The sequence below is a fragment of the Roseivirga seohaensis subsp. aquiponti genome (assembly GCF_001267955.1).
Lineage (GTDB): Bacteria > Bacteroidota > Bacteroidia > Cytophagales > Cyclobacteriaceae > Roseivirga > Roseivirga seohaensis.
On the sequence record NZ_JSVA01000003.1, the window covers coordinates 181,362 to 202,664 of the forward strand.

The following is a 21,303-nucleotide window of genomic DNA, read 5'->3' on the forward strand; positions in this document are numbered from 1 at the left end:
CTAAAACAATGAATCGTTTATACTGCCCATAAGCAGAAAAGTTGTGCAAAAGTACAATTAATTGGCTGGCTTTTGAAACGTGATTTCAAAAATGATTAATGCCCAATGCAGCCCTTAAACACGGCATTGCCCTAGGTAGTTCAAAAACCGTTCACTACCCCTTACTAACTACTGTTTTGGCCTGAAAACCTTCATGATTTCGGGCTTCGTTTCGATAAATGGCCCACCAATTAAATCGATACAATAGGGGATAGCAGGGAATACGGCATCGAGGCATTCTCTTATTGACTTAGGTTTGCCTGGTAAATTCACTATGAGTGACTTTCCTCTAATTCCTGCTGTTTGTCTTGATAGTATGGCGGTAGGTACGTATTTCAAACTTTCTTGACGCATTAGCTCGCCAAATCCAGGTAGCATTTTCTGGCAAACTGATTCAGTGGCTTCAGGGGTTACATCGCGTGGAGCAGGGCCTGTTCCGCCTGTGGTAACGATTAAACAACAGCGTTCTTTATCTGCCATTTGTTTAATTGTACTCTCTATTAAATGTTGTTCATCTGGAATAACATGATACACAGTTTTCCACTTAGAAACGAGATACTCGTTAAGTGTGTCGATAATGGCAGGGCCAGAAAGATCTTCGTAGGTTCCTTTACTGGCTCGATCTGATACTGTAATTATTCCTATTTTAACTTCCATGTTCCTTATTTTGATGCAAATAAGTCAGGTTGAAAGAAGAATCCAATGCTTTAATGCGAAGTATTCGTTCTACCTTTGTAGCTGAATAAAATAAAACAAACAGTGACTACATTTTCCGAACTCGGCATATCCAAAGATTTAATCAAAGGCTTAAGCGAAATGAATATTCTAGAACCTTCTGAGGTTCAATCGCTTTCCATTCCAATTCTTCTTCAACAAAACACCGATTTTATCGGTCAGGCGCAAACAGGAACTGGTAAAACCGCAGCTTTTGGCTTGCCTTTGCTTCAGAAAATTGATGCAAAGAAACAGGCGATTCAAGGTTTGATTTTGGCGCCTACACGCGAATTATGCCAGCAAATCGCGAAGCAGCTATTTAAATTCACCAAATACACCGATAAGATTTTTATTGAAGCGGTATATGGTGGTGCTGATATGCAAGTTCAAATTCAGCGTTTACAGCGGCCTACTCATATTGTAGTGGCTACTCCTGGCCGTTTAATGGATTTGATTAAAAGAGAAGTGATTGATATTTCTCAAGTGAAGTATGTGGTTTTAGATGAAGCGGACGAAATGTTAAGCATGGGCTTTAAACAGGATATGCACAGTATTCTGGACTTTGTTCCTGCTGAACGTACCATTTGGTTGTTTTCGGCTACCATGCCTGATGGAATTAGAGAGATTATTTCGAAATTCTTAAGAAATAATGCTCAGAAAATAGAAGTAGGTAGAAGTGCGGGCGTAAATGCCAATATTAGCCACGAATATGTAGTCTGTCAATCAAAAGATAAAGTGCAGGAAATCAATCATTTCTTGTCGTATCATAAAGACGAGCGCGGAATGATTTTCTGCCAAACCAAAAATGCGGCTCGTATTCTAACCAAGCAGCTTTTGGCCAAGAATATTGCTGTAGATGTAATTGAAGGCGATATGGGCCAACGCGACCGTGATAAGGTAATGCGAATGTTTAAGAGCGAGAAAATTGATCTTTTGGTAGCTACCGATATTGCAGCCCGTGGTATCGATGTAAAAGGTTTAAGCTTTGTGTTGCATTATCAACTTCCGCAGCAAATTGAATACTATACTCACCGCAGTGGCAGAACAGGCCGCGCTGGATTGAAAGGAACTTCGATCTTATTCATCTCTGAAAAAGAAAAATCTAAGATTTTCGAAATGGAAAAAGAGCTAAAAATTAAAATTAAGGTATTGAGCTAGTTTATTCTGCCATCAATTTCCTTAAAATATTGAAGTCCTGAGTTTCTGATTTCAAACCGGTAGCCATTACCTCATGGTAATTGTTTTCGAATTGAACATTGGTGATATAAGTTTCTGCGCTATGCAGTTGACTGGCTATTCCGTGGTAAATGTATGATGCAATTTGGTCGTGCGACATCTGGAAAGTGTTGAAATAACCAGTGCTAAATAAACACACCCGAATGGTATTGATAGGTTTTAGGTTTAGGCTGTTGGGGCTTTTCTCTAAGGTGAAATTTTTGTTGTAGTACATTACGGCTCTGATAATGTTTTCGGCAGTGTCTTCAATCGCGTTAAGAAAATCGTTTGGTGTGCTGTACAAATCCGCTAGGGGAGGCACTACGTAAATCATGGCATAATTGGCGTCAATTTGGTAAGGACGCAAATGATCTTTGAAAATATCAACGAAAACAGTTCCGTCAAAATCAATACAAGCCGTATCTAATGGAGGTTTTTGTACCAGCGCAAACTGCACTCCAAAATCACTGTCGAAATTATCGATATGGGCGGTTTCTTTGTTTTCTGCTAGGCGATGAAGTGTTTTATGAATTTTCTGATAAGGATGTTTTCCTACAAAGTTTTGCTGTACACTGAGAATGCCATAAAAAGCGCCTGTCATACCTTCTTGACCCATTACAAATAAAGATCCTGTGTAAGAAGTGCCAGCGTTTACAGACCCCATTACTACTTCTGGTTGAAGCGGTGGGTTTTCATAAAACACTTCACAGAAATTAGAATGCTTTGGGTTGAGTAATTCTGCCGTGATGTGTGTTCCAGGGAATTTATTGATAATCATGGTTCAGAAAGTTAAATATGATTGACAGTTGGTCTTTACAAACTACGAAAAATAATTGAAAAATTATGAGCCCTATTTTGTCGAGATAACTACTAATATGCCATTATGATCACACGTTCATTTTTTATACTTTCAAGAAAAAAAGAGAGTATGAAAAATCTATTTCTGTTACTTGTAATTGGTCTGATTTCAAGTTGTACGCCAGAAACTACTTACCCTGTAGGGCAAATTAAAACCGATAAGGGCGATATTCTGATTTGGCTTTATGATGAAACTCCAAAACATAAAGAGGCCTTTATTGAATTGGCCGAAGAGGGATATTGGAACGACTATACATTTAACCGAGTGATTGAAAATTTTGTAGCCCAAGGCGGTTGCCCAGATACGCCCGAAGGTTTTGCTTACTCAACCCACCTTTTAGAGCCTGAATTTGACCCCATTGCTAAACATGTGTATGGTGCTTTTGGTGCTGGACGAGATGATAACCCAGGTAAAATTTCGGCTGCCTGTCAATTCTATATTGTTCAGAATAAAAAGGGTTTACCGCGTTTAGATGGGGATTACACGATTTATGGACAGGTGTTCAAAGGCATGGATGTAGTTGATCAAATTGTTAAGGTAGAAACGGATTCAACTAATGCGCCTTTGGTTCCTATTAAGTTAGATGTCAGTGTTATACAAATGACGGCCGCTCAAATTGAAGCAGAAGGGTATACAATGCCAGCCAAAGGCTTGTAATACTTACTTAGGCTTGACTTTTTGAGTAGGTAGAACCTTCAAAGTTTTTCATTCTGATTTTAAATAGAGTGATTTAACACAGCTGATATTATTGCATCAACTTTTAGAAAGATTTTTCAGTTTAGCTGGAAACATCTCTTCTAACACTTTGTAACGGTGAGTAAAAATTTGCAACAGCTTTCCTCTTACTAAAATTGGGTGAACCATACGTCCTAAAATGCCAAAAGGAAGTTTATATGATACCTTGTCGATCATTCTAACTCCAGTCAAAGAAGTTTCGAAAATGTGTTCGTGATGCCACATGACATAGGGGCCAAACCGTTGCTCATCTACGAATGAATTGAGGTGATTTACATGAGTTATTTCCGTTACCCAATTAGATTTTATACCGGGGAAGGGCGAAACCTTATAAGTGATGATTTGGCCTGCATACATGGTTTTGGCTTCTTCTGAAGTGATTTTAAAACCCATATGCTTCGGTGTTATTTTCTCTAAATTCTTAGGAGAAGAAAAGAAAGCCCAAGCTGTTTTAATGTCTATTGGAAGCTCTTGTACTGTTTTGAGGGTGTAAATACCAGAATGACTTTTCAGTGATACCATTGTTTCAAATTTGGTTATCAACTGTTTTTGTGAGTGAAGTGTTTTAAGCTTTCGTAATATTTTCTTTGATCAACTTTTTGGTATGCACTAAACCAAATAAAGGTCCTATAAACAAGCTAAACATTAGCCATTTGGTATCGATTACTGTGGATAAGTATCCTAAAAGCTGAATGCTTGGAATGGTCAATAAAAAGCCGATACTTACTACAATTGTAATGGCCGTACCAACCGATTCTTTGGGTGCTGTTTTTGCAGTTAGTGAAGAAAACTGAGCTGAATCTCCAATAACAGCAAAGCCCCAAACTAGGAGCGAGGCAATGAAAAATGTTTCGTTTAGATTGAAAATAAGAGGTGAAATCAAACAGAGTATTCCAGAAATCATCAGGAAGGTATACGCCACTTTTGCACTGCCTTTTTTTACTGAGATAAAGCCCCCCAAAACACAACCAATAGCACCAATTGCCATGATAATAAAGGTGTAAAGGCTTGGGTGAAGCGCTGCCCCTTGTGTTTCATTATAATACACCAGCACTACAGGCAAAAAAGCCCAAAAGGTGTATAACTCCCACATATGCCCAAAATAGCCAAAGGCCGCAGACCTGAACTCTTTAACTTTAAACACTTCAAAAATCTTAGCAGGGTTGAATTTAGAACCCTTTTTGCGGTGTGGACCTTCTCCGACAAAGAGAATCATGGCTAAGCCACCTAGAACTGCTAAAATGGAAGTGCCAATCAAAACGAATTTCCAAGAAAGACTGCTGCCGGTATAGTTCAATAAATGAGGGAAAGCAGAGCCTAAAACCAAAGCAGCCACTAAATAGCCTAATGCTTTACCCAGTTTGCCCTCAAACCAATCAGAGGCTATTTTCATTCCGACAGGGTAAATTCCAGCAATAAAAACCCCTGTTAAAAAGCGTGCAGAAAGCAATACAAAGTAGCTAGAAGGCAAGAAAATCAATGAAACATTTAGAGCACTACCTGCAAGTGCGCAGAGCAGAAAAACCCTTGAGGGTTTAAACCTATCAGCAATGGATAGCAGGGCGAAAATAAATGTACCGAAGATAAAGCCCAGTTGCACCGATGAAGTTACAGCGGCCAAGGCATCTTCAGGTAAATTCCATTCTAATTGAAGCTCTTTTAGAATGGCATTTCCTGCAAACCAAAGAGAGGTTCCCGCAAATTGAGCAAACACAATACTGGGTAATACCCTTTTAGGAACGCTTAAAGTCAAAATAAATGGAGTTCGGTTGGTGTAAAGTTACTTAGTAAACATTGAGTTACTAAAATACAGGTTACATCTTCTCGATAATCTTCTGAATTAACTCATTTGTAGTTTCGTAATCCGTTTCACTTTCTTTGGCAAGATCAATTGCTTCCTTGGCTTTTTTTAGTGCTTCGGTATATTGACCCGATAGATATAGAAGGGCAGCGTATGTGTCGGTATTATTGTAGTTGGCGTTTAAGCTGATAGATCGTTTCACAAATTCTAAGGCCTTTGCCATTTCTTCATCTGTTTCTGGAATTACATTACTTTCATCTTCGTGTTCTAAATAATAGTTCCAAGCGTAAGAATTAAGGCCTTCCGAATCTTCCCAAATAAACTCTTTTCCAAAATAATCTACGAACATGTATGACCTCAAGCTATAACTCGCATCCATGTATTGAATATGACCTAGCTCATCAAAAAATAGAATTACCGGAGCTGTAGAAGTAGTGAAATACGTATCGAATGAATTGTTTAAATCAGTGTCTAGGTAAAGATTAGTAACATTACTCCAGTAGTTGTTATGGTAATTATTGGCTTTCATGGCTTTCCAATCCTCATCAACATTGAGTGCCAAAACCTGAACTTTACCCGATTTTGCTGCTGCGCCTAAAGATTTTATCACATCCATACATGGTGTACACCATTTACCGCTCCAAGTGATTAGAAAGGTTGGATTTGCACCACCTTCTCCGTCTGATATCAGGCTGACAAGCTCTACTGTTTCGTCATTATCGGCTCTTCTCATTGTAAAATTGACTTGAGCATCTACATAAGTATATGTCAGTGTTAGGAAAAGTAGTGTTGTGATTAGGCGTTTCATAATTGGCGATTTAAACAACTAATTTATAGAAAATCGATTACCTAATTCAAAGTGGCTATAAAAAAATAAGCATCTGTATTTTCAGATGCCTATTTTTCTTCATCAATAAGTGAGAAAAGTGTCTTATTTAAGTAAACCAGCTCTTCTTAATAGGGCCTTAACATCTGGTTCTTTGCCTCTGAATCTTTTGTACAGAGTCATTGGGTGCTCCGAACCTCCCTTAGATAAAATGTTGTCCTTAAACTTGTTGGCTATTTCTTTATTGAAAATTCCATTCTCTTTGAAATACTCAAAAGCATCTGCGTCTAAAACTTCGGCCCATTTATAACTGTAATAGCCAGCCGAATACCCGCCTTGGAAAATATGAGAGAACGAGCAGCTCATATTAGTTCCGTCAATGGGAGCGAGCACCTCGGTATTTTTTAAAATATCTCTTTCAAAATCAGATACGCTGGTAACGCTTGAATTGTCTTGCCCGTGCCAAGCCATATCTAGTTTACCAAAACCTAACTGACGCATGGTTTGGTATCCTTCCAAGAAATTGGCGCTTTCCTTAATTTTTTCAACTAGTGACTCAGGAATGGTTTCTCCTGTTTCGTAATGCTTCGCGAAAAGGTCTAAGCATTCCTTTTCATAACACCAGTTTTCTAGAATTTGAGAAGGAAGTTCAACGAAGTCCCAGTAAACACTTGGCCCCGATAGGCTTTCATATTGAACATTGGAAAGCATTCCATGCAACGCATGACCAAATTCATGGAAAAGCGTAGTTACTTCGTTAAAAGTGAGGAGGGAAGGTTTACTTTTTCCTGGCTTAGTAAAGTTGCAAACGTTTGAAACCAAGGGGCGGTGATCGCCTTTTTCATCTTTGTATTGCCCAGCGAAAAGTGTCATCCAAGCGCCAGCGCGTTTGCCTGGTCGTGGAAAGAAATCGGCATAGAAAATTGCCATGTGCTCACCTTTTTCGTTTTTTACTTCATAGGCTGTAACATCAGGGTGGTATACTTCAATTTCATCATTCTTCTTGAATGTCAAGCCATAGAGCTTTTGTGCAGTTTGGAAAACTCCATCAACTACGTTTTCAAGCTTGAAGTATGGTTTTAGCATTTCATCATCAATGCTGTATTTTTCCATTTTGAGCTTTTCGGAATAGTAACCGAAATCCCAGCGTTCTAATTTATCTATGCCATCTAGTTTCTTGGCAAAGTCTTCTACTTCTTTTACATCATTTTTAGCTGCTTCAATTCCATGTTTCTGAATTTCATCTAAGAAATCGAGCACTTTTTTAGGCGACTCAGCCATGCGCTCTTCCAAAACAAAGTCGGCATGAGTTTTATAACCAAGTAGTTTAGCGCGTTCGTTTCTGAGTTTTACAATTGCCTTTACGGTTTCTTGGTTATCTAGCTCATCGCCTTTAAAGGCTTTTGATGAAAAAGCTATGCTTAACTCTTTTCGCAGTGCTCGGTTTGCAGCATAGGTCATGAATGGAACATAACTTGGGTAATCAAGCGTAATCACCCATTTGCCTTCATGCCCCTTATCGATGGCATCTTGAGCTGCTTGTTCAATGGCGTAATCTGGTAAACCTTTAAGGTCGTCTTCGTTATCAATTACCAATGCATATTTATTGGTTTCAGCCAATACATGGTCGCCAAACTGTAAGGAAAGTTTCGAAAGTTCAACATCAATATTGCGGAGTTTTTGTTTTTGATCATCATTCAATAAGGCTCCGTTTCTTACAAACCCTTTATAAGTTTTATCAAGCAAGGTGTTTTGTTCCGCAGTAAGTTTTGTTCTGTCTTCATTCTCATAAACAAACTTTACTTTTTTGAAGAGCTCCTCATTTAAAAGGATGTCGTTAGAGAACTCAGTAAGCAGCGGAGAGATTTCTCTGGCAATTGCCTGCATTTCTTCATTGGTTTCAGCTGAATTCAAGTTGAAAAAGATAGAAGAAGCTCTATCCAGCTGCTTTCCCGAAAACTCTAGGGTTTCTACCGTATTCTTAAAATTAGGCGTTTCACCGAGCTTATTGATATTCTCAACTTCAATCTTTGCTTGATTAATTAAGGCTTCAATTGCGGGCTGATAATGTTCGTTTTTGATTCGTGAAAAATATGGTGTCTGAAATGGGTTGTTATTATTTTCAATAAGGGGATTCATCTGAATTCTTTTTATCTGTTTGAACACTGCAATATTAACCAACTCAAAATAGAAGCGGTTTCTTATTCTTTAAAAAGTTTTAAGAGAATCGACTTAGTTGAGGAATTGTATTTGAACAAGTGGTTGAGTGTTTTTATAATGAATACTGTCTGTATTTTACTGCTGAGTTGAATTATATCGTGCTATTACGAGTGTGTTTTTTTGCCGGTGTTTTCATGTTGAAAAACAAAATAAAAATAAATAATTAATAACAGGTAGGGTGCGAACTAATATGGGAGTAATTCAGTTTTTCAAACACAAAAAAATGCGTTTCACACGGAAAAATTATTTTCAATTAAACTGAATCCAGTCTTACTGATTAAGCCGTATGTGTAATCTTGAAAACGCTAACCAATAATCTTTAATGAGGTTTTTTACTTTCGCCTTTTACCTTCTTTTCTTATTCCCTTTTTATCTGGCCGCACAAGGAAACTTTGTTTCCAATAGTTCTGGACAATGGAAATCCAAATCTACATGGACTTTAGTCAGTGGTTCTGATGCTAATGAAGTACCTGATGATGATGATAATGTTATTATTCAATCTGGGCATACTATTACTATTTCCGGTAATGAAGCTGGAAATAATCTCGTTTTTAATGGAGGAACCATTGCCTTTAATAGTAATAGAACACTTACGCTTAATGGAAATGTAACTATGACGGCCAGTTCGTCAATTACAGGCTATAGTAACTCACATGTATTTAATGTATTGGGTAACTTAACTGTAAGTAGTGGTAATACGCTTTCAGTTGGGGCCGTTAAATTTGAAATTCAAGGCACAACTACGGTTAACGGAACCTTAGCTATTACTGGTTATAGCGCTAAACCGCGAAACTTTGGAAACCTTATCATTAATAGTGGTGCTACGATGACAGTAAGTGGTCAGGACCTCTATACTTTTAGTGGTAATGTGACAAATAATGGAACCTTTACCGCCAACGATCAAACCGAGTTTCGATTTGTAAGTGCCACAGGCACGATTGGAGGAGCAAACCCAATGAGTATGTATAAGGTGGTTTTTAACTCTCCAGCCAATTATACAAATAATGGAAATTTGGTGGTTAGGAATGACATGTCTGGTACGGGTAGCTTTACCAACGGAGCTGGCGGAAACCTTGAGTTACAGAACGGAGGACCTTTTACAGTAAGCACATTCAACGCTTCTGCCACTGGCAATACTATAACGTATACAGGTTTTGGAAGTCCCACATCGTTCTCTGGTAACTATTATAACCTCGTTCTTAACAAGTCTAGTGGTAGTTTAAGCTTTGGTAGTAGCTTGTCTGTTTTGAATGACCTTACTATTCAAGATGGTATTCTTCAAGTAAATGCGGTTACACTAACCATAGGGAATGATTTAATAATTGAAGATGGGGAATTTACACCAGATAATGCATCTGCAATTGTGAATATTGGAGGAGACTTTGTTGGCACTGGTGGTCAATACGATCACAACAATGGAGATGTGAATGTTACGGGTAACGTAGATATTTCTGGTACAGAGTTTTTGTTCAGTGGTGCCTCTTCTACCTTAGATGCAGGCTCTTTCACCATGAATAATGCAGCCATTACTTTTAGTAGCGGTACTATTACTACAACAGGAAATTACACCCTGAACGGAACAAGTAACTTAATTGTCAATAATGCAGCAGCTACACTATCTGTTGGAGGTGAGTTTTCTTTGGTGAGTGGCACTACAAACCTTAGCCGAGGTAATTTTTCAGCAGGGTCAATAAACGTAGCAGCAGGCAAAGAGCTTGTACTAGGGAATATTACAACTACTGTAACAGGAACAACCACGATAAACGGCACAATAACTTTTAATTCATCTGGTAGCTCTAAGAGTTTTAATTCAATTTTGGTGAATTCTGGTGGCTCTTGGGCAGTTACTCAACCCAATAATTTTACAGTTTCAGGAAATATAACCAACAATGGGTCTTTCACTAGTCCTAGTTATGGAAGTAGTATTTACACATTGTCAAGTACTTCGGGTAGTTTGAACGGTTCTGGAAACCTTTCACTTCGAGATATTCTAATTAACAGTCCGGCCAGTTATACAAACAATACGGATTTAACGGTAGGGGGTACTTTAAACGGTTCTGGAACATTTATTAATGGGGCAGGAGCCACTTTGAGGTATCAGGGTGATAATAGTGCTGGTTCAAATTTCACCATTTCAAATTTTACGGCCTCAGCTACTGGAAATACAGTAGTATATGGTGCTGCTTCATCGAGTCAGAGATGGAGGGCAACAAGCAGCGCTAATAATGATTACTATAATGTGACTTTAGATTTTACTGGAACGGGAGACTATCAGCGACTTCAGTTGGTAAATAATGTACGTGTAAATGGCACTTTAAATATCATTGCGGGCGATCCAGTGTTGAATACTTACAACCTAGAATTAGCTGCTGGAGCAAGCGTTACTGGAGGAAATGCTACAGAATATATTAGACAGAATAGCTCGGGCGTAATTCGAAAGTATTTTTCGGCAACGGGTCAATCGGTGTATCTTCCTATGGGAGACGATAACGATTTCTCACCTATTACTAATTTCACCTTAAATGGAGGTACTCTTGGTGCTAACCCTTATGTAAATTTTAGCGTCACAGATGCCAACCATCCAAATAGAAACACAGACAATACTGCTTCTGGAGGAGACGATGACGGAACCACAGCAGTAGCCTATTTGAGTAGATACTGGACTGTGACTGGCAATGACATTGCAAACCCATCCTTTAGCGCTACCTATCAATATGTAGATGCAGATGTAACAGGTACAGAATCGGATATGGTGGCTGCACTCAGACGAACTAGAACTGGTGGAATGGGGCCAGTTTTAGATTGGACAGAAGCCGGAACAGTTAATCCCACAACTAATACGGTATCGTTAAACAGTGGCGATGGATTTGGCGATATGTATGCGATGGACAATACCGATAGTCGTTTGCCAATTGTATTGTTATCATTTACTGCCGAAGTTAAAAAAGCTAAGGTTCAATTGTCATGGTCTACCGCGTCAGAATTGAACAATGATTTCTTTACCATAGAGCGTTCTCAAAATGGACTTGATTTTGAGCCTATCCTATTTATTTCGGGTAAAGGAACAAGTAAAGAAACCAACACTTATACCGCATTTGATGATTTACCTATTACTGGTAGAAATTACTATCGATTAAAACAGACAGATTTTAATGGGGCTTTTGAATATTCAGAGGTGGTTAGTGTAATGAATACTAATGTCTTTGAAAAAAGTTCTGAATTAAGAGTGTACCCTAATGCTGTTTACCGAGGCAATGACCTTAATATTCAACATGCACAAATCGGCAATGAGATTGTTGTTTTGACCTTGATATCTCTTAATTCTTCTGAAATTCTAGAGATTACTGAAAAGGGAGAAGATGGGCATATAAAGTTTCAAATTCCAAATACTTTAAAATCAGGCGTCTATATTTTGAAAGTGGTAAACGGAAGCTTTACAGAGTCGCTGAAGGTGTTAATTAACTAGTTAACAAAGACCTCTAGACTAACTTTTTTGGTAATTCTCTGTTTAGAAAGTCCGAATATTTTTTGTTCTTTTACGCTGAGAACCTCGATTGTCTTAGTAAACTCAATGCGTCTTTCACCGCACTACTCACTTTTGAGCTTATTAGACGACTATTATTTCCTAGCACTAGTGCTGAATTAACCATTTAGATTAAATACCGAAACTGCTGTGAAGTTTATTTTTACATTCACATTTTTTGTGTGTACTGTTATTTGTAGTGCTCAAGCTAATTTTCAGAGCAATGTTGCTTCAGGCAACTGGACTGCCCCTGGAAGTTGGCTTTTAGTCAGTGGATCAGACGCTGATGGTATTCCTGATAGTAACGACAATGTTACCATTCAAACGGGGCACACCATAAACATTGCTACCACTACCACCCAAAACTGTAACAATCTCACTATTGATAGAGGTACGTTAGCATATACGGCAGGTACAGGAAGGTTAAATGTACGAGGTAACTTTGTTGCCAATTCAACATCTGGAACTCGTGCTAGATTATCTGGTTCTTCCAATAATCATCGTATCGTAATAACTGGCAGTTCTACAGTAAATGCTTCTAGTCACCTCGAAGTAATTGCCGTCAGAATTACAGCAAATGGTCCAACGGTACTCAGTGGCTTATTAGAGTTCACAACGGCCCAAGCTTCAAATAACCTTTTTACAGATGTAACTATAAATGGAAGCGGTACTTGGACCAATAACTCTACCCAAAACTTTACATTTAGCGGTTCTATTTTGAATAATAGCGGAAATGCTATGACACCATGCTCAACCGTGGATGGTTGTAATTATGTTCTTAATGGAGATGGAGAGAGTATTGGTGGTACGGGCACAAATACATTGACTAGGCTTGTAATTAATGATCCAGTAACCATAACAAACGATGGTACTTTGGTGATGACTGACGACATAGTAGGCTCAGGTACTTTGATTAATGACGGCTCTATTACAGTAAATACCCATGCCGGTGGTGCAAATTTCACATTGGATAACTGGGATCTAAATAACCCAGGAAGCTCTTTTACCTACCAAGGAACCGCCAATGAAACACTTGATATTACTTTTCCATTTTATGATTTAGTAGTCAACATGGATAATGGCGTTTTGCTTCAAGTACTAAATAACGATGTGTCGGTTGAAAATAACTTGGCCATAAATTCTGGAGAAATGAGGGTGCGAGATAATAGAACCTTGGCCGTTACAGGTGATTTAAGTATTGCTGGTGCTAATGCTGAATTCTCGCCTTTTTCAACCAACAATACTGTAAATATTGGAGGAAACCTCTTGATGTCAGATGGTAACTACGACCAAAATGAAGGAGATGTAAATGTAACAGGAGACATAATTCTGACGGGTGGAACAATGATTATTTCTGAATCTGGAACCTCTACATTAGACGCCACAGATATGACCATTACTGCTGCTGCAGTAACACTTAGCAGTGGTACAATGACTATTTCTAACGCTGCTGGCGGATTGACCATAGATAGTGATGCGAACAACGTGGCTATATTGAGCGCATTAGATGTTGCAGGTCAAATTGCCGTACAAAGTGGTACTACAATTCTTAATTCTGGAGCCGATGTTTCGGCTGGTTCGATAGCGATTTCTGGAGGGATTTTTAGACCAAATAATGCCACAGTCATTTTGGATGTAACGGGTGATATAACCACTTCAGCAACTGGTATTTATGATCAAAATGATGGTGACGTAAACGTATCAGGAGATTTCAATTTAACCAATGGGTCGGCTTTTTTAGATGGAGGGACTTTGGATGCCACAGACATGGATATCGCTACAGGAGATGTTCAGCTAAGGGCAGGCACAATGAATGTCACCAATCCCACAGGTGGAATAACCATAAATTCAGGAAGACTTATAATGAATGGTGGAAATACGTTGAATGTAACCAATGACTTGACTATTGCTGGTGGTGAATTGTTATTTAATGATAACACAGCTACAATTAATATTTCAGGCGATTTACTTATGTCATCAGGTGAATATGACCATAACGATGGGGATATGAATATTTCTGGTGATATAACGATTACAGGTGGAGCTATGGATTTGAATGAAACAACAGCTTCAACCATAGATGCTACCGATATGACCTTAGCAACAGGCACCGTTGACTTAAGAGCAGGAACCTTAACACTTACAAATGCTGCTGGAGGATTAACTGTAAATAGTGGTGCATTTAATCAACTTGGCACAACCGTCAGTATTGCTGGAGACTTTGAGGTTAATGGAGGGACTGTTGACTCCAATACAGGTACTTTGACCTTCGTAAATATGGATATTGCTACAGGTGGAGCAATGACTTTGGCCAATACCTCTATTACTTCTACCGGCACAATTACTGTTGACAATGGTAGTTTTACTATTGATGGAGCGGCAGGATCTTACAACTTCAATAATATTGATGTAAACTCAAATGGATCTTGGTTGGTTACAGCCCCTTATTCACCAACTATCTCGGGTAATTTATCAAATGACGGCACTTTTACAGGCTGTAACGGAGCAGGTTGTGTATATACACTGACCAGTGCAACAGGAACTATTTCCGGAACAGGAGCAATGAATACTATGTCTGACTTTTTAATTGACGCACCTGCAAGCTATACCAACACAAACTCTGGCGGAGTAGATATATCTGATGCACTAGGTGGAACTGGGGCATTTATCAATGGAGCGAATGGATCGATGCTTTATGGTGGTTCAAATGCAAACTTTACCATAAGCTCTTTTACTGCTTCGGCTGTGGGCAATACGGTTACCTACAATCGTACTGTGAGCAATCAGGAAATTCAACAAACCACAGATGCAGGGAATAATTATTACAATTTGGTTATAAATAAGGCTGATGGACAGGATGTTACAACTACTGCAGACATCACTATCGACAATCAGTTGACCATGACAGCAGGAGATATTATTATGGGAGGTCAGAATATAATTATGTCTCCAGGGGCGACAATTACTGGTGGAAATTCAATCAGTTATATTCAAGATAATGCAGGAGGAGTACTTAGGTATGGCCTTTCAGCTTTGGGTACATTTTTCGTTCCAATTGGAGGCGATCAGTATTCTCCGATAACCCTTACACTAACATCTGCCACAATAGGCGGTGGTGCTTCAATTGATTTTAGTATAACAGATTCAGCGCACCCTAACCGTGATAGAGATAATACTGGCGATTCACCAGCGGGTGATGATGATGGTACTGCGGCAACAGACTATATAGACTTGTATTGGACAGTTTCAGGCAATAACATTACCAACCCGGTATACAATGCTAGTTTTATTTACGATGCATCAGACTTTACTCAAACCACAGAGAGTAATATGGTTGGGGTAGCTTACCGAACAATTGCAGGAGGCACTCTAGACTGGTTTGTAGGCGGAACTGTAAACCCAACCAACAATACGGTAACGGTGAGCAATGTAGCAGGCTTTGGCGATTTATATGCTATGGATAATACCACCGAACGTTTGCCAATTGTATTACTTTCTTTCAATGCTTTTCCATCCAAGGGCGCTGTCAATTTGAAATGGGTAACCGCCATCGAAGAAAATAATCAACTTTTCACCGTTGAGCGATCTTCAGACGGTAAAGAATTTACGCCAGTTTTATTTGTAGAAGGAGCAGGCACAACCACCGCTACAAGGTCATACAGCATATCAGATTTGAATCCGGTTTTGGGCAGATCATACTATAGGCTTAAGCAAACTGATTTTAACGGGCAATTTGAGTATTCAGAAGTTATCAGTGTGGTTTATGAAGGGGTTAACACTTTCAGTTTTGGCCTAAAAGGAAACGTAATTACGACAGGTGAAAAACTTAGAGTTTGGTCTCAGAATGCCTTAGAGCTTCCTAAACTAATGATTAGAGATATTAAAGGAGAAATGCTTTTAAATAAAACCCTTTCACCAGAACAGGAAGAAGTAGAAGAGACTAGCTTACTATCGGCTGGAATTTATTTCTTAACAGTTAGCCATTTAGGCAGCGTAGAAACAAAGAAGTTTATTGTTCGATAAACGAATCGCAGTGGGTTAGTTTCCGAAGTTAGAATTACAAACGGTTATACTTTTAGTTCCGTTTAAATAGGCTTGATTTTGATCTACATTCAGTCCAATGTTAGTTGAGCCCAAAATTTCGTTTTCCAACGGTCCTGAAGCTTCAAAGTGGATTTTAATACTGCCATTAAAGTCCAAAAAGTCATTATAGTCAATGGTAGTGTTGTTATCTAACGATTCCAAAATGGTAACACTTTTACCAATTCCATTCACCTCTTTTAAAGTGGTAAGGTAAGTGGCTACATCTCCATTATCACTTAAGCTCCCAAAATGGAGATGAACTGGATGTTCAGCACCTGAAATCACATCGTTTAGAGTGATTTCTATTTGAGCTTTTCCATCATTCCGTTCTTTTATTGATAAAGTGCCTGAGGTCGTATTTCCTTCAACGGAACCAGGGATTAAGGTCATTTCCATTTGGTTACCCGTAAATTCAGAAAGCTCATTTCCAGAATCGTTACACGAGCTAACGAATAGAAGAGTGGATAAAATCAAACTACTTAGAAATGCCTTTTTCATAATCCTTATTTTTTAACCAATTAACTAAACGACATGTGACTGACTTTGGTCTTTAATTAAGCAAGAATTTTATCATTTGGTTCAAAAACCAATGGCTTTCTTGGCCCTAGCAAGAACTTCTCTAGCTACTACTCTGGCTTTTTCTTCACCGGCTTCTAATTTCTTGTTCAGTTCGTCAAGGTTATTCATGTAGTAATTGAAGATTTCTCTTTCCTTGGCGTATTTTTCTAAAATTAGCTCATAAAGCGCAATTTTAGCATGTCCATAGCCATAATTTCCGCCTTCATAATTTGCTCTCATTTCTTGGGTTTGAGCTTCAGAAGCTATTAATGAATAGATGGCAAATGTGTTGTCAGTGTCGGGGTTTTTAGGAGCCTCAAGCGGAGCACTATCGGTAACGATTTGCATAATATTCTTCTTAAGGGCCTTGTCGGGCTGAAAAATATCAATGGTGTTTCCATAAGATTTACTCATTTTTTGGCCATCCGTACCAGGAATGGTCATTACTTTTTCGTTAATCTTGGCTTCTGGAATTTTAAATATTTCTCCGTATTGATTATTGAAAGTATTGGCCATATCACGTGCCATTTCTAAGTGCTGTCTTTGGTCTTTTCCTACAGGAACATAGGCGGCATCGTAAAGTAAAATATCGCAGGCCATTAATACAGGGTAAGTGAAAAGCCCAGCGTTTACATCTGAAAGTCTGTCCGATTTATCTTTAAATGAATGTGCATTGGCCAGCATAGGGTAGGGCGTCATGCAGCTTAAGTACCATGTGAGTTCGCAAACTTCTGGAACTCTTGATTGACGGTAAAAGGTGTTTTTTTCTGTATCGAAACCAAAAGCCAACCACGCGGCTGCCACAGCATTGGTATTGTCTATTCTTGTTTGTGGGTCTTTAATGGTGGTAAGTGAGTGTAAATCAGCAATAAAGAAGAACGAATCGTTTTTAGGATCCTTTGATAATTCGATTGCTGGAATAATAGCACCTAATAAATTTCCCAAGTGTGGTTTGCCTGAACTTTGTATACCAGTTAAGATTCTTGCCATGGATTTAATATTTGTCACAAATAAATGATTATTGACTGGTCGATTCAAGCATTGCCTTGTTATTTTTGCTTGTGAACATATTAAAAATACATTCCTGTCGTCAATACCTTATGACCAAATTCTTCAGCTTCCTTTTTTTGATTTGTATTACTTCTTACGGTTTTGCTCAAAAGCCTGAAGTGATTAATGTAGGAGTGATTGATGGAGAAGTAGGGACTTTTTATGGAAATTTTTCTTGGGAAAACACCTCTGAAGATACAGTGATGATCGGGTTTTGGTCTGGCGCTGAAAGGTTAAAACTGGAAAAGGAGAACTTGAAAGTGCACCCAAGAGAAACCGTAGATATTCCTTTTACCATTCTGACAGAAGGCTATGTAGGAGGTTTTGAAATAGGGGTTAGAGTTTTAGACTCATCTGAGATTATTATAAAAGAATATGTTTTTCAAGGAAGAATTTTAACCCCAGTGATAGATGTATTTAAAGCTTATCGTAATGTGTTTTGGCCATTTCGATCTAAATATCAGTTAGTTAACTTCAAGTCGGGCTTTATTGGAGATGATTTAAGCGCGGAAATGATCCTGTACAATTTCGGAGGTGAACCATTGGATTTGAGAGCAACCAGCATTTCATCTTATTACGATGTAAGTTTTCAACCTAATGAAGTGCCTCACAATAGCTTCACTAAAATGAATATTGTTTTAAAAACAGATTCTTTATTAGTACCAGGCTTTACAAAAGAGATTGTTCAAGTAAAAGATAAAAATGATTCGCTGGTATTTTCAATTCCAGTGCAGTTTACCCTTGAACAGAAACCTTCGGACTATACTGCCGACTCGCCATATTTGGCAATAAGTGATTTAGACCATGACTTTAAAGTGATGGCGCCAAACACTAAAAAGTCGGTGAATATTACACTTTCAAATCGAGGAAATGAGCCATTGGAGCTTTTAAAAATAGAAAGCAATTGCTCATGTTTGTTGTATGATGTAAAAAGGGCTGCTATAGCTCCTGGCGAATCTGTAGAAATGCAAGTTACCTTTGATGCGACTGACAGATTAGGCTTCGAAAGAAAAACACTAGCTATTTTTAGTAACGACCCCAGAAAACCTACTGCGGTCATTACTTTTAGAGCACATGTGAAATAATACTGCTATTCCTCAATAATTTTGTTTAGCAGCTCAACAAGTTTGTTGTCATTTTTGATGGCACCTTTTAATGCATTAATCAGGTAATCAGGTACTTTTTCTCCTTTTTTAAGTTTAGAGCTCAAATCCGAAAACATCTCTGTGGCACTTTCTTTATTTTCCACTTTTTCAGAATACTTAAGTAATGTTTCAAAGTCTTCTAACATGCTTTGTTTAGAGGCTGCTATTTTAGGAGCAACAGACTGGTAGTAAGAAGCGGGTTGTTCTTTGATTGAGTTTTTTAGCGCAATACAGCCATTATAATCCGCAACAATTTGATCTATATCCTTTCTGGTAAATTCTTTCTCCTCAATTTTATCAGATACTTCTTTACAGTCTGAAAGGTAATCTGCCATTAGCTTTCTGAAACCCATTATGCCGGGTAGTGCAAATGCTGGTGCGCCAAATTTCTGTAAAGCCACCATACCAAAATCATCCATTCTATTAGAATTAGAATATTTGTAAACGCTTAAGTAGTCTTCAGAAACAAGTAATCCGAAATGATATTGCTCACCAATTTTCATAGGTTTAATTAGCCCAAACTCTTCCATTGAAATGTTCTGGATGTCGAAAAGCTTAATGGTCTCCTTGTCCTTACCATTTTTTACAACAGCGTAAGGCATTCCATCAGAATTAGATAATAATTGAACATCGCCAGTTAAGGTTTCGCCTGTATGTTTTGTAAGAATGTCTTGGCCAACAACTGAAAATGAAAGAAGTAACAGTGTGAAAATTGATAAGTAGCGTTTCATATAGATTTATTGTGTTTGCGAAGGTAGGGCATATTTTTTTTTAATTCCACAGAATTGATGCTGCTTAATGCAAAGGGTGTAACCATTTTGATTATTTTAACGCCAGAAATCAATTCGAATTATGAGCGAATTTTTAATAACAGATGATTCTGTTCAAAATAAGTTAACCAAAGACCAAATGCTTGATAATCGAGATTTCTCGAATATTAAGAATGGAGCCGATTTAGAGCGTTTACTTCAAGAAAAGGGTAGAGATTACTCGAAAGCTTTGTATAACCTCGAATATGAAAGACAGCTTGAAAAGCTCCAGATAGAATTGGTTAAACTTCAGCACTGGATTGCTGAAACTAAACAAAGAGTCGCTGTAATTTTTGAAGGGCGCGATGCAGCAGGAAAGGGTGGAACCATTAAGCGATTTACCGAGCACCTAAACCCGCGATCTATGCGCGTAGTAGCGCTGAATAAGCCTACAGATTTAGAAAAGGGGCAATGGTATTTTAGAAGATACATTAAGGAACTTCCTTATGCTGGTGAAATGGTTTTTTTCGATCGTAGTTGGTATAACAGAGCTGTGGTAGAGCCTGTTATGGGGTTTTGTGACGAAGATCAGTATCAGCGTTTTATGCGTCAGGTTCCAGAGTTTGAGCATATGCTTTTTGAAGATGGTGTTCATATAATAAAATTTTGGTTTTCAATAGGTAAAGATGAGCAAGTCAAACGCTTTAATGATAGACGAGCCAATCCCTTGAAACAATGGAAACTAAGTCCTGTGGATGAAAAGGGACAAGAAATGTGGGAAAGATATACCTATTACAAAGAGCAAATGTTTGCCCAAACGCATAACAGTTTCAGCCCTTGGGTTATCATAAAAACTAACACTAAAAAACAAGCCCGTTTAGAAAGCATCCGCCATGTACTTTCTAAGTTTGAGTACCCTGGTAAAAAAGAGGCAGATGTTGTGGTATTGCCCGACCCAAACATTGTAATGCGTTTCCACCGATCAATTTATCATTTGATATAATGTCTGAATTAAAATACAACTTTACTGATAAGGAACTGAAACTCTTGAATAGCAATAAGGCGATTAAGCTATTGCTAAAAGACAAGAATAATATCAATCCCGAAAAGGTTTTGCGTTATGTGAAATATGAGAAGCGCCTCGAAGAGTTTCAGGTAGAACTTATCAAACTTCAGCAATGGGCCATTAATGAAGGAAAGCGAATTTGTTTGCTGTTTGAAGGAAGAGATTCAGCAGGAAAGGGTGGGGCGATTAGAAGAGTAACTCACCATTTGAACCCAAGAAATTATCGTGTAGTAGCCTTGCCAAAGCCTACTGAAGAAGAGCGTGGACAGTGGTATTTCCAACGTTATATTTCCCGTTTACCAAACCCAGGAGAAATCGTGTTTTTTGACAGAAGTTGGTATAATAGGGCTGTGGTAGAGCCAGTTAATGGTTTCTGCACCAATGAAGAATATGAACGATTTATGCGCGAGGTCAATAACTTTGAGACTATGTTGACCAATGATGGCATCATTCTGTTGAAGTTCTATTTCTCGATTACAAAGAAAGAACAAGCGGCTAGGTTTAAGGCTATTCTGGAAAACCCACTAAAGCGCTGGAAGATGTCGCCAGTAGATGAAATGGCGCAAGAACTATGGGATTCTTACACAGAGTATAGAGTGAGAATGTTTGCAGAAACAAACACGAAAAATAACCCTTGGATTGTGTTGAAAGCGAATAAAAAGACTTCAGCAAGAATTCAGGTTATTAGACATATTTTAGAGAAAGTGCCATATAAATAGC

16 protein-coding genes are annotated in these 21,303 nt (G+C 38.4%); 7 read left to right on the plus strand and 9 right to left on the minus strand.

Translation table 11 applies throughout. The annotated features are described in order from the left end of the window. Positions 1 to 168: 168 nt before the first annotated feature. Positions 169 to 696: a molybdopterin adenylyltransferase gene (gene mog / locus OB69_RS02150; RefSeq protein WP_053222052.1), complete on the minus strand. Its 528-nt coding sequence runs from the start codon at positions 694 to 696 to the stop codon at positions 169 to 171. Between the two features lie 102 nt (positions 697 to 798). On the opposite strand from mog, the gene OB69_RS02155 reads away from it, so the two are divergent. Continuing rightward, positions 799 to 1,911, plus strand: a complete 1,113-nt coding sequence (locus OB69_RS02155; RefSeq protein ID WP_221404842.1) for a DEAD/DEAH box helicase — start codon at positions 799 to 801, stop codon at positions 1,909 to 1,911. A 1-nt stretch (position 1,912) separates the two neighbouring features. Here OB69_RS02155 and OB69_RS02160 read toward each other — a convergent pair whose 3' ends face one another. Further along, a complete protein-coding gene (locus OB69_RS02160; RefSeq protein WP_053222053.1) occupies positions 1,913 to 2,746 on the minus strand; it encodes a hypothetical protein in 834 nt (277 codons plus the stop codon). A gap of 150 nt (positions 2,747 to 2,896) precedes the next feature. Here OB69_RS02160 and OB69_RS02165 point away from each other — a divergent pair, with 150 nt between their 5' ends. Further along, on the plus strand, positions 2,897 to 3,484 hold the full coding sequence (locus tag OB69_RS02165; RefSeq protein ID WP_053222096.1) for a peptidylprolyl isomerase: 588 nt from the start codon (positions 2,897 to 2,899) through the stop codon (positions 3,482 to 3,484). A 96-nt stretch (positions 3,485 to 3,580) separates the two neighbouring features. On the opposite strand, the gene OB69_RS02170 is transcribed toward OB69_RS02165, so the two are convergent. From OB69_RS02170 to OB69_RS02185, 4 genes are all read right to left on the minus strand, one after another. Then, positions 3,581 to 4,084 carry an SRPBCC family protein gene (locus OB69_RS02170; protein WP_053222054.1) on the minus strand — a complete coding sequence of 168 codons (504 nt, stop codon included), beginning with the start codon at positions 4,082 to 4,084 and terminating at the stop codon, positions 3,581 to 3,583. Between the two features lie 43 nt (positions 4,085 to 4,127). After that, complete coding sequence (locus OB69_RS02175) at positions 4,128 to 5,315, minus strand: MFS transporter (protein ID WP_053222055.1); 1,188 nt, start codon at positions 5,313 to 5,315, stop codon at positions 4,128 to 4,130. A gap of 61 nt (positions 5,316 to 5,376) precedes the next feature. Then, a complete protein-coding gene (locus OB69_RS02180) occupies positions 5,377 to 6,171 on the minus strand; it encodes a TlpA family protein disulfide reductase (RefSeq protein ID WP_082338041.1) in 795 nt (264 codons plus the stop codon). Between the two features lie 123 nt (positions 6,172 to 6,294). After that, positions 6,295 to 8,328, minus strand: a complete 2,034-nt coding sequence (locus OB69_RS02185; protein ID WP_053222097.1) for a M3 family metallopeptidase — start codon at positions 8,326 to 8,328, stop codon at positions 6,295 to 6,297. A 403-nt stretch (positions 8,329 to 8,731) separates the two neighbouring features. On the opposite strand from OB69_RS02185, the gene OB69_RS02190 reads away from it, so the two are divergent. Both OB69_RS02190 and OB69_RS02195 read left to right on the plus strand, forming a co-directional pair. Beyond that, a complete protein-coding gene (locus OB69_RS02190; RefSeq protein WP_053222057.1) occupies positions 8,732 to 11,875 on the plus strand; it encodes a beta strand repeat-containing protein in 3,144 nt (1,047 codons plus the stop codon). A 207-nt stretch (positions 11,876 to 12,082) separates the two neighbouring features. Beyond that, positions 12,083 to 15,955: a T9SS type A sorting domain-containing protein gene (locus OB69_RS02195; RefSeq protein ID WP_053222058.1), complete on the plus strand. Its 3,873-nt coding sequence runs from the start codon at positions 12,083 to 12,085 to the stop codon at positions 15,953 to 15,955. A gap of 15 nt (positions 15,956 to 15,970) precedes the next feature. On the opposite strand, the gene OB69_RS02200 is transcribed toward OB69_RS02195, so the two are convergent. After that, complete coding sequence (locus OB69_RS02200) at positions 15,971 to 16,513, minus strand: hypothetical protein (protein WP_053222059.1); 543 nt, start codon at positions 16,511 to 16,513, stop codon at positions 15,971 to 15,973. A gap of 81 nt (positions 16,514 to 16,594) precedes the next feature. Then, entirely contained in the window at positions 16,595 to 17,563 is a 969-nt protein-coding gene (gene trpS, locus OB69_RS02205; RefSeq protein WP_053222060.1) for a tryptophan--tRNA ligase, read from the minus strand. A 110-nt stretch (positions 17,564 to 17,673) separates the two neighbouring features. Here trpS and OB69_RS02210 point away from each other — a divergent pair, with 110 nt between their 5' ends. After that, positions 17,674 to 18,708 carry a DUF1573 domain-containing protein gene (locus tag OB69_RS02210; RefSeq protein ID WP_053222061.1) on the plus strand — a complete coding sequence of 345 codons (1,035 nt, stop codon included), beginning with the start codon at positions 17,674 to 17,676 and terminating at the stop codon, positions 18,706 to 18,708. A 5-nt stretch (positions 18,709 to 18,713) separates the two neighbouring features. Here the strand turns inward: OB69_RS02210 and OB69_RS02215 are convergent, their stop codons facing one another. Continuing rightward, positions 18,714 to 19,499 carry a hypothetical protein gene (locus OB69_RS02215; RefSeq protein ID WP_053222062.1) on the minus strand — a complete coding sequence of 262 codons (786 nt, stop codon included), beginning with the start codon at positions 19,497 to 19,499 and terminating at the stop codon, positions 18,714 to 18,716. Positions 19,500 to 19,620: 121 nt separating this feature from the next. Here OB69_RS02215 and ppk2 (OB69_RS02220) point away from each other — a divergent pair, with 121 nt between their 5' ends. Both ppk2 (OB69_RS02220) and ppk2 (OB69_RS02225) read left to right on the plus strand, forming a co-directional pair. Further along, a complete protein-coding gene (gene ppk2, locus OB69_RS02220) occupies positions 19,621 to 20,520 on the plus strand; it encodes a polyphosphate kinase 2 (RefSeq protein WP_245620767.1) in 900 nt (299 codons plus the stop codon). Continuing rightward, the gene (gene ppk2 / locus OB69_RS02225) at positions 20,520 to 21,302 is read left to right on the plus strand and encodes a polyphosphate kinase 2 (protein WP_053222063.1); all 783 of its coding nucleotides are present in this window, start codon (positions 20,520 to 20,522) and stop codon (positions 21,300 to 21,302) included. The genes ppk2 (OB69_RS02220) and ppk2 (OB69_RS02225) overlap by 1 nt, the downstream gene beginning before the upstream one ends. Position 21,303 lies beyond the last annotated feature (1 nt).

Coding starts and splice junctions, on each gene's coding strand:
- ppk2 (WP_245620767.1), top strand. CDS start 19,621: ATGAGCGAATTTTTAATAACAGATGATTCTGTTCAAAATAAGTTAACC.
- ppk2 (WP_053222063.1), top strand. CDS start 20,520: ATGTCTGAATTAAAATACAACTTTACTGATAAGGAACTGAAACTCTTG.
- trpS (WP_053222060.1), bottom strand. CDS start 17,563: ATGGCAAGAATCTTAACTGGTATACAAAGTTCAGGCAAACCACACTTG.
- OB69_RS02215 (WP_053222062.1), bottom strand. CDS start 19,499: ATGAAACGCTACTTATCAATTTTCACACTGTTACTTCTTTCATTTTCA.
- OB69_RS02180 (WP_082338041.1), bottom strand. CDS start 6,171: ATGAAACGCCTAATCACAACACTACTTTTCCTAACACTGACATATACT.
- OB69_RS02160 (WP_053222053.1), bottom strand. CDS start 2,746: ATGATTATCAATAAATTCCCTGGAACACACATCACGGCAGAATTACTC.
- OB69_RS02185 (WP_053222097.1), bottom strand. CDS start 8,328: ATGAATCCCCTTATTGAAAATAATAACAACCCATTTCAGACACCATAT.
- OB69_RS02190 (WP_053222057.1), top strand. CDS start 8,732: ATGAGGTTTTTTACTTTCGCCTTTTACCTTCTTTTCTTATTCCCTTTT.
- OB69_RS02200 (WP_053222059.1), bottom strand. CDS start 16,513: ATGAAAAAGGCATTTCTAAGTAGTTTGATTTTATCCACTCTTCTATTC.
- mog (WP_053222052.1), bottom strand. CDS start 696: ATGGAAGTTAAAATAGGAATAATTACAGTATCAGATCGAGCCAGTAAA.
- OB69_RS02170 (WP_053222054.1), bottom strand. CDS start 4,084: ATGGTATCACTGAAAAGTCATTCTGGTATTTACACCCTCAAAACAGTA.
- OB69_RS02210 (WP_053222061.1), top strand. CDS start 17,674: ATGACCAAATTCTTCAGCTTCCTTTTTTTGATTTGTATTACTTCTTAC.
- OB69_RS02165 (WP_053222096.1), top strand. CDS start 2,897: ATGAAAAATCTATTTCTGTTACTTGTAATTGGTCTGATTTCAAGTTGT.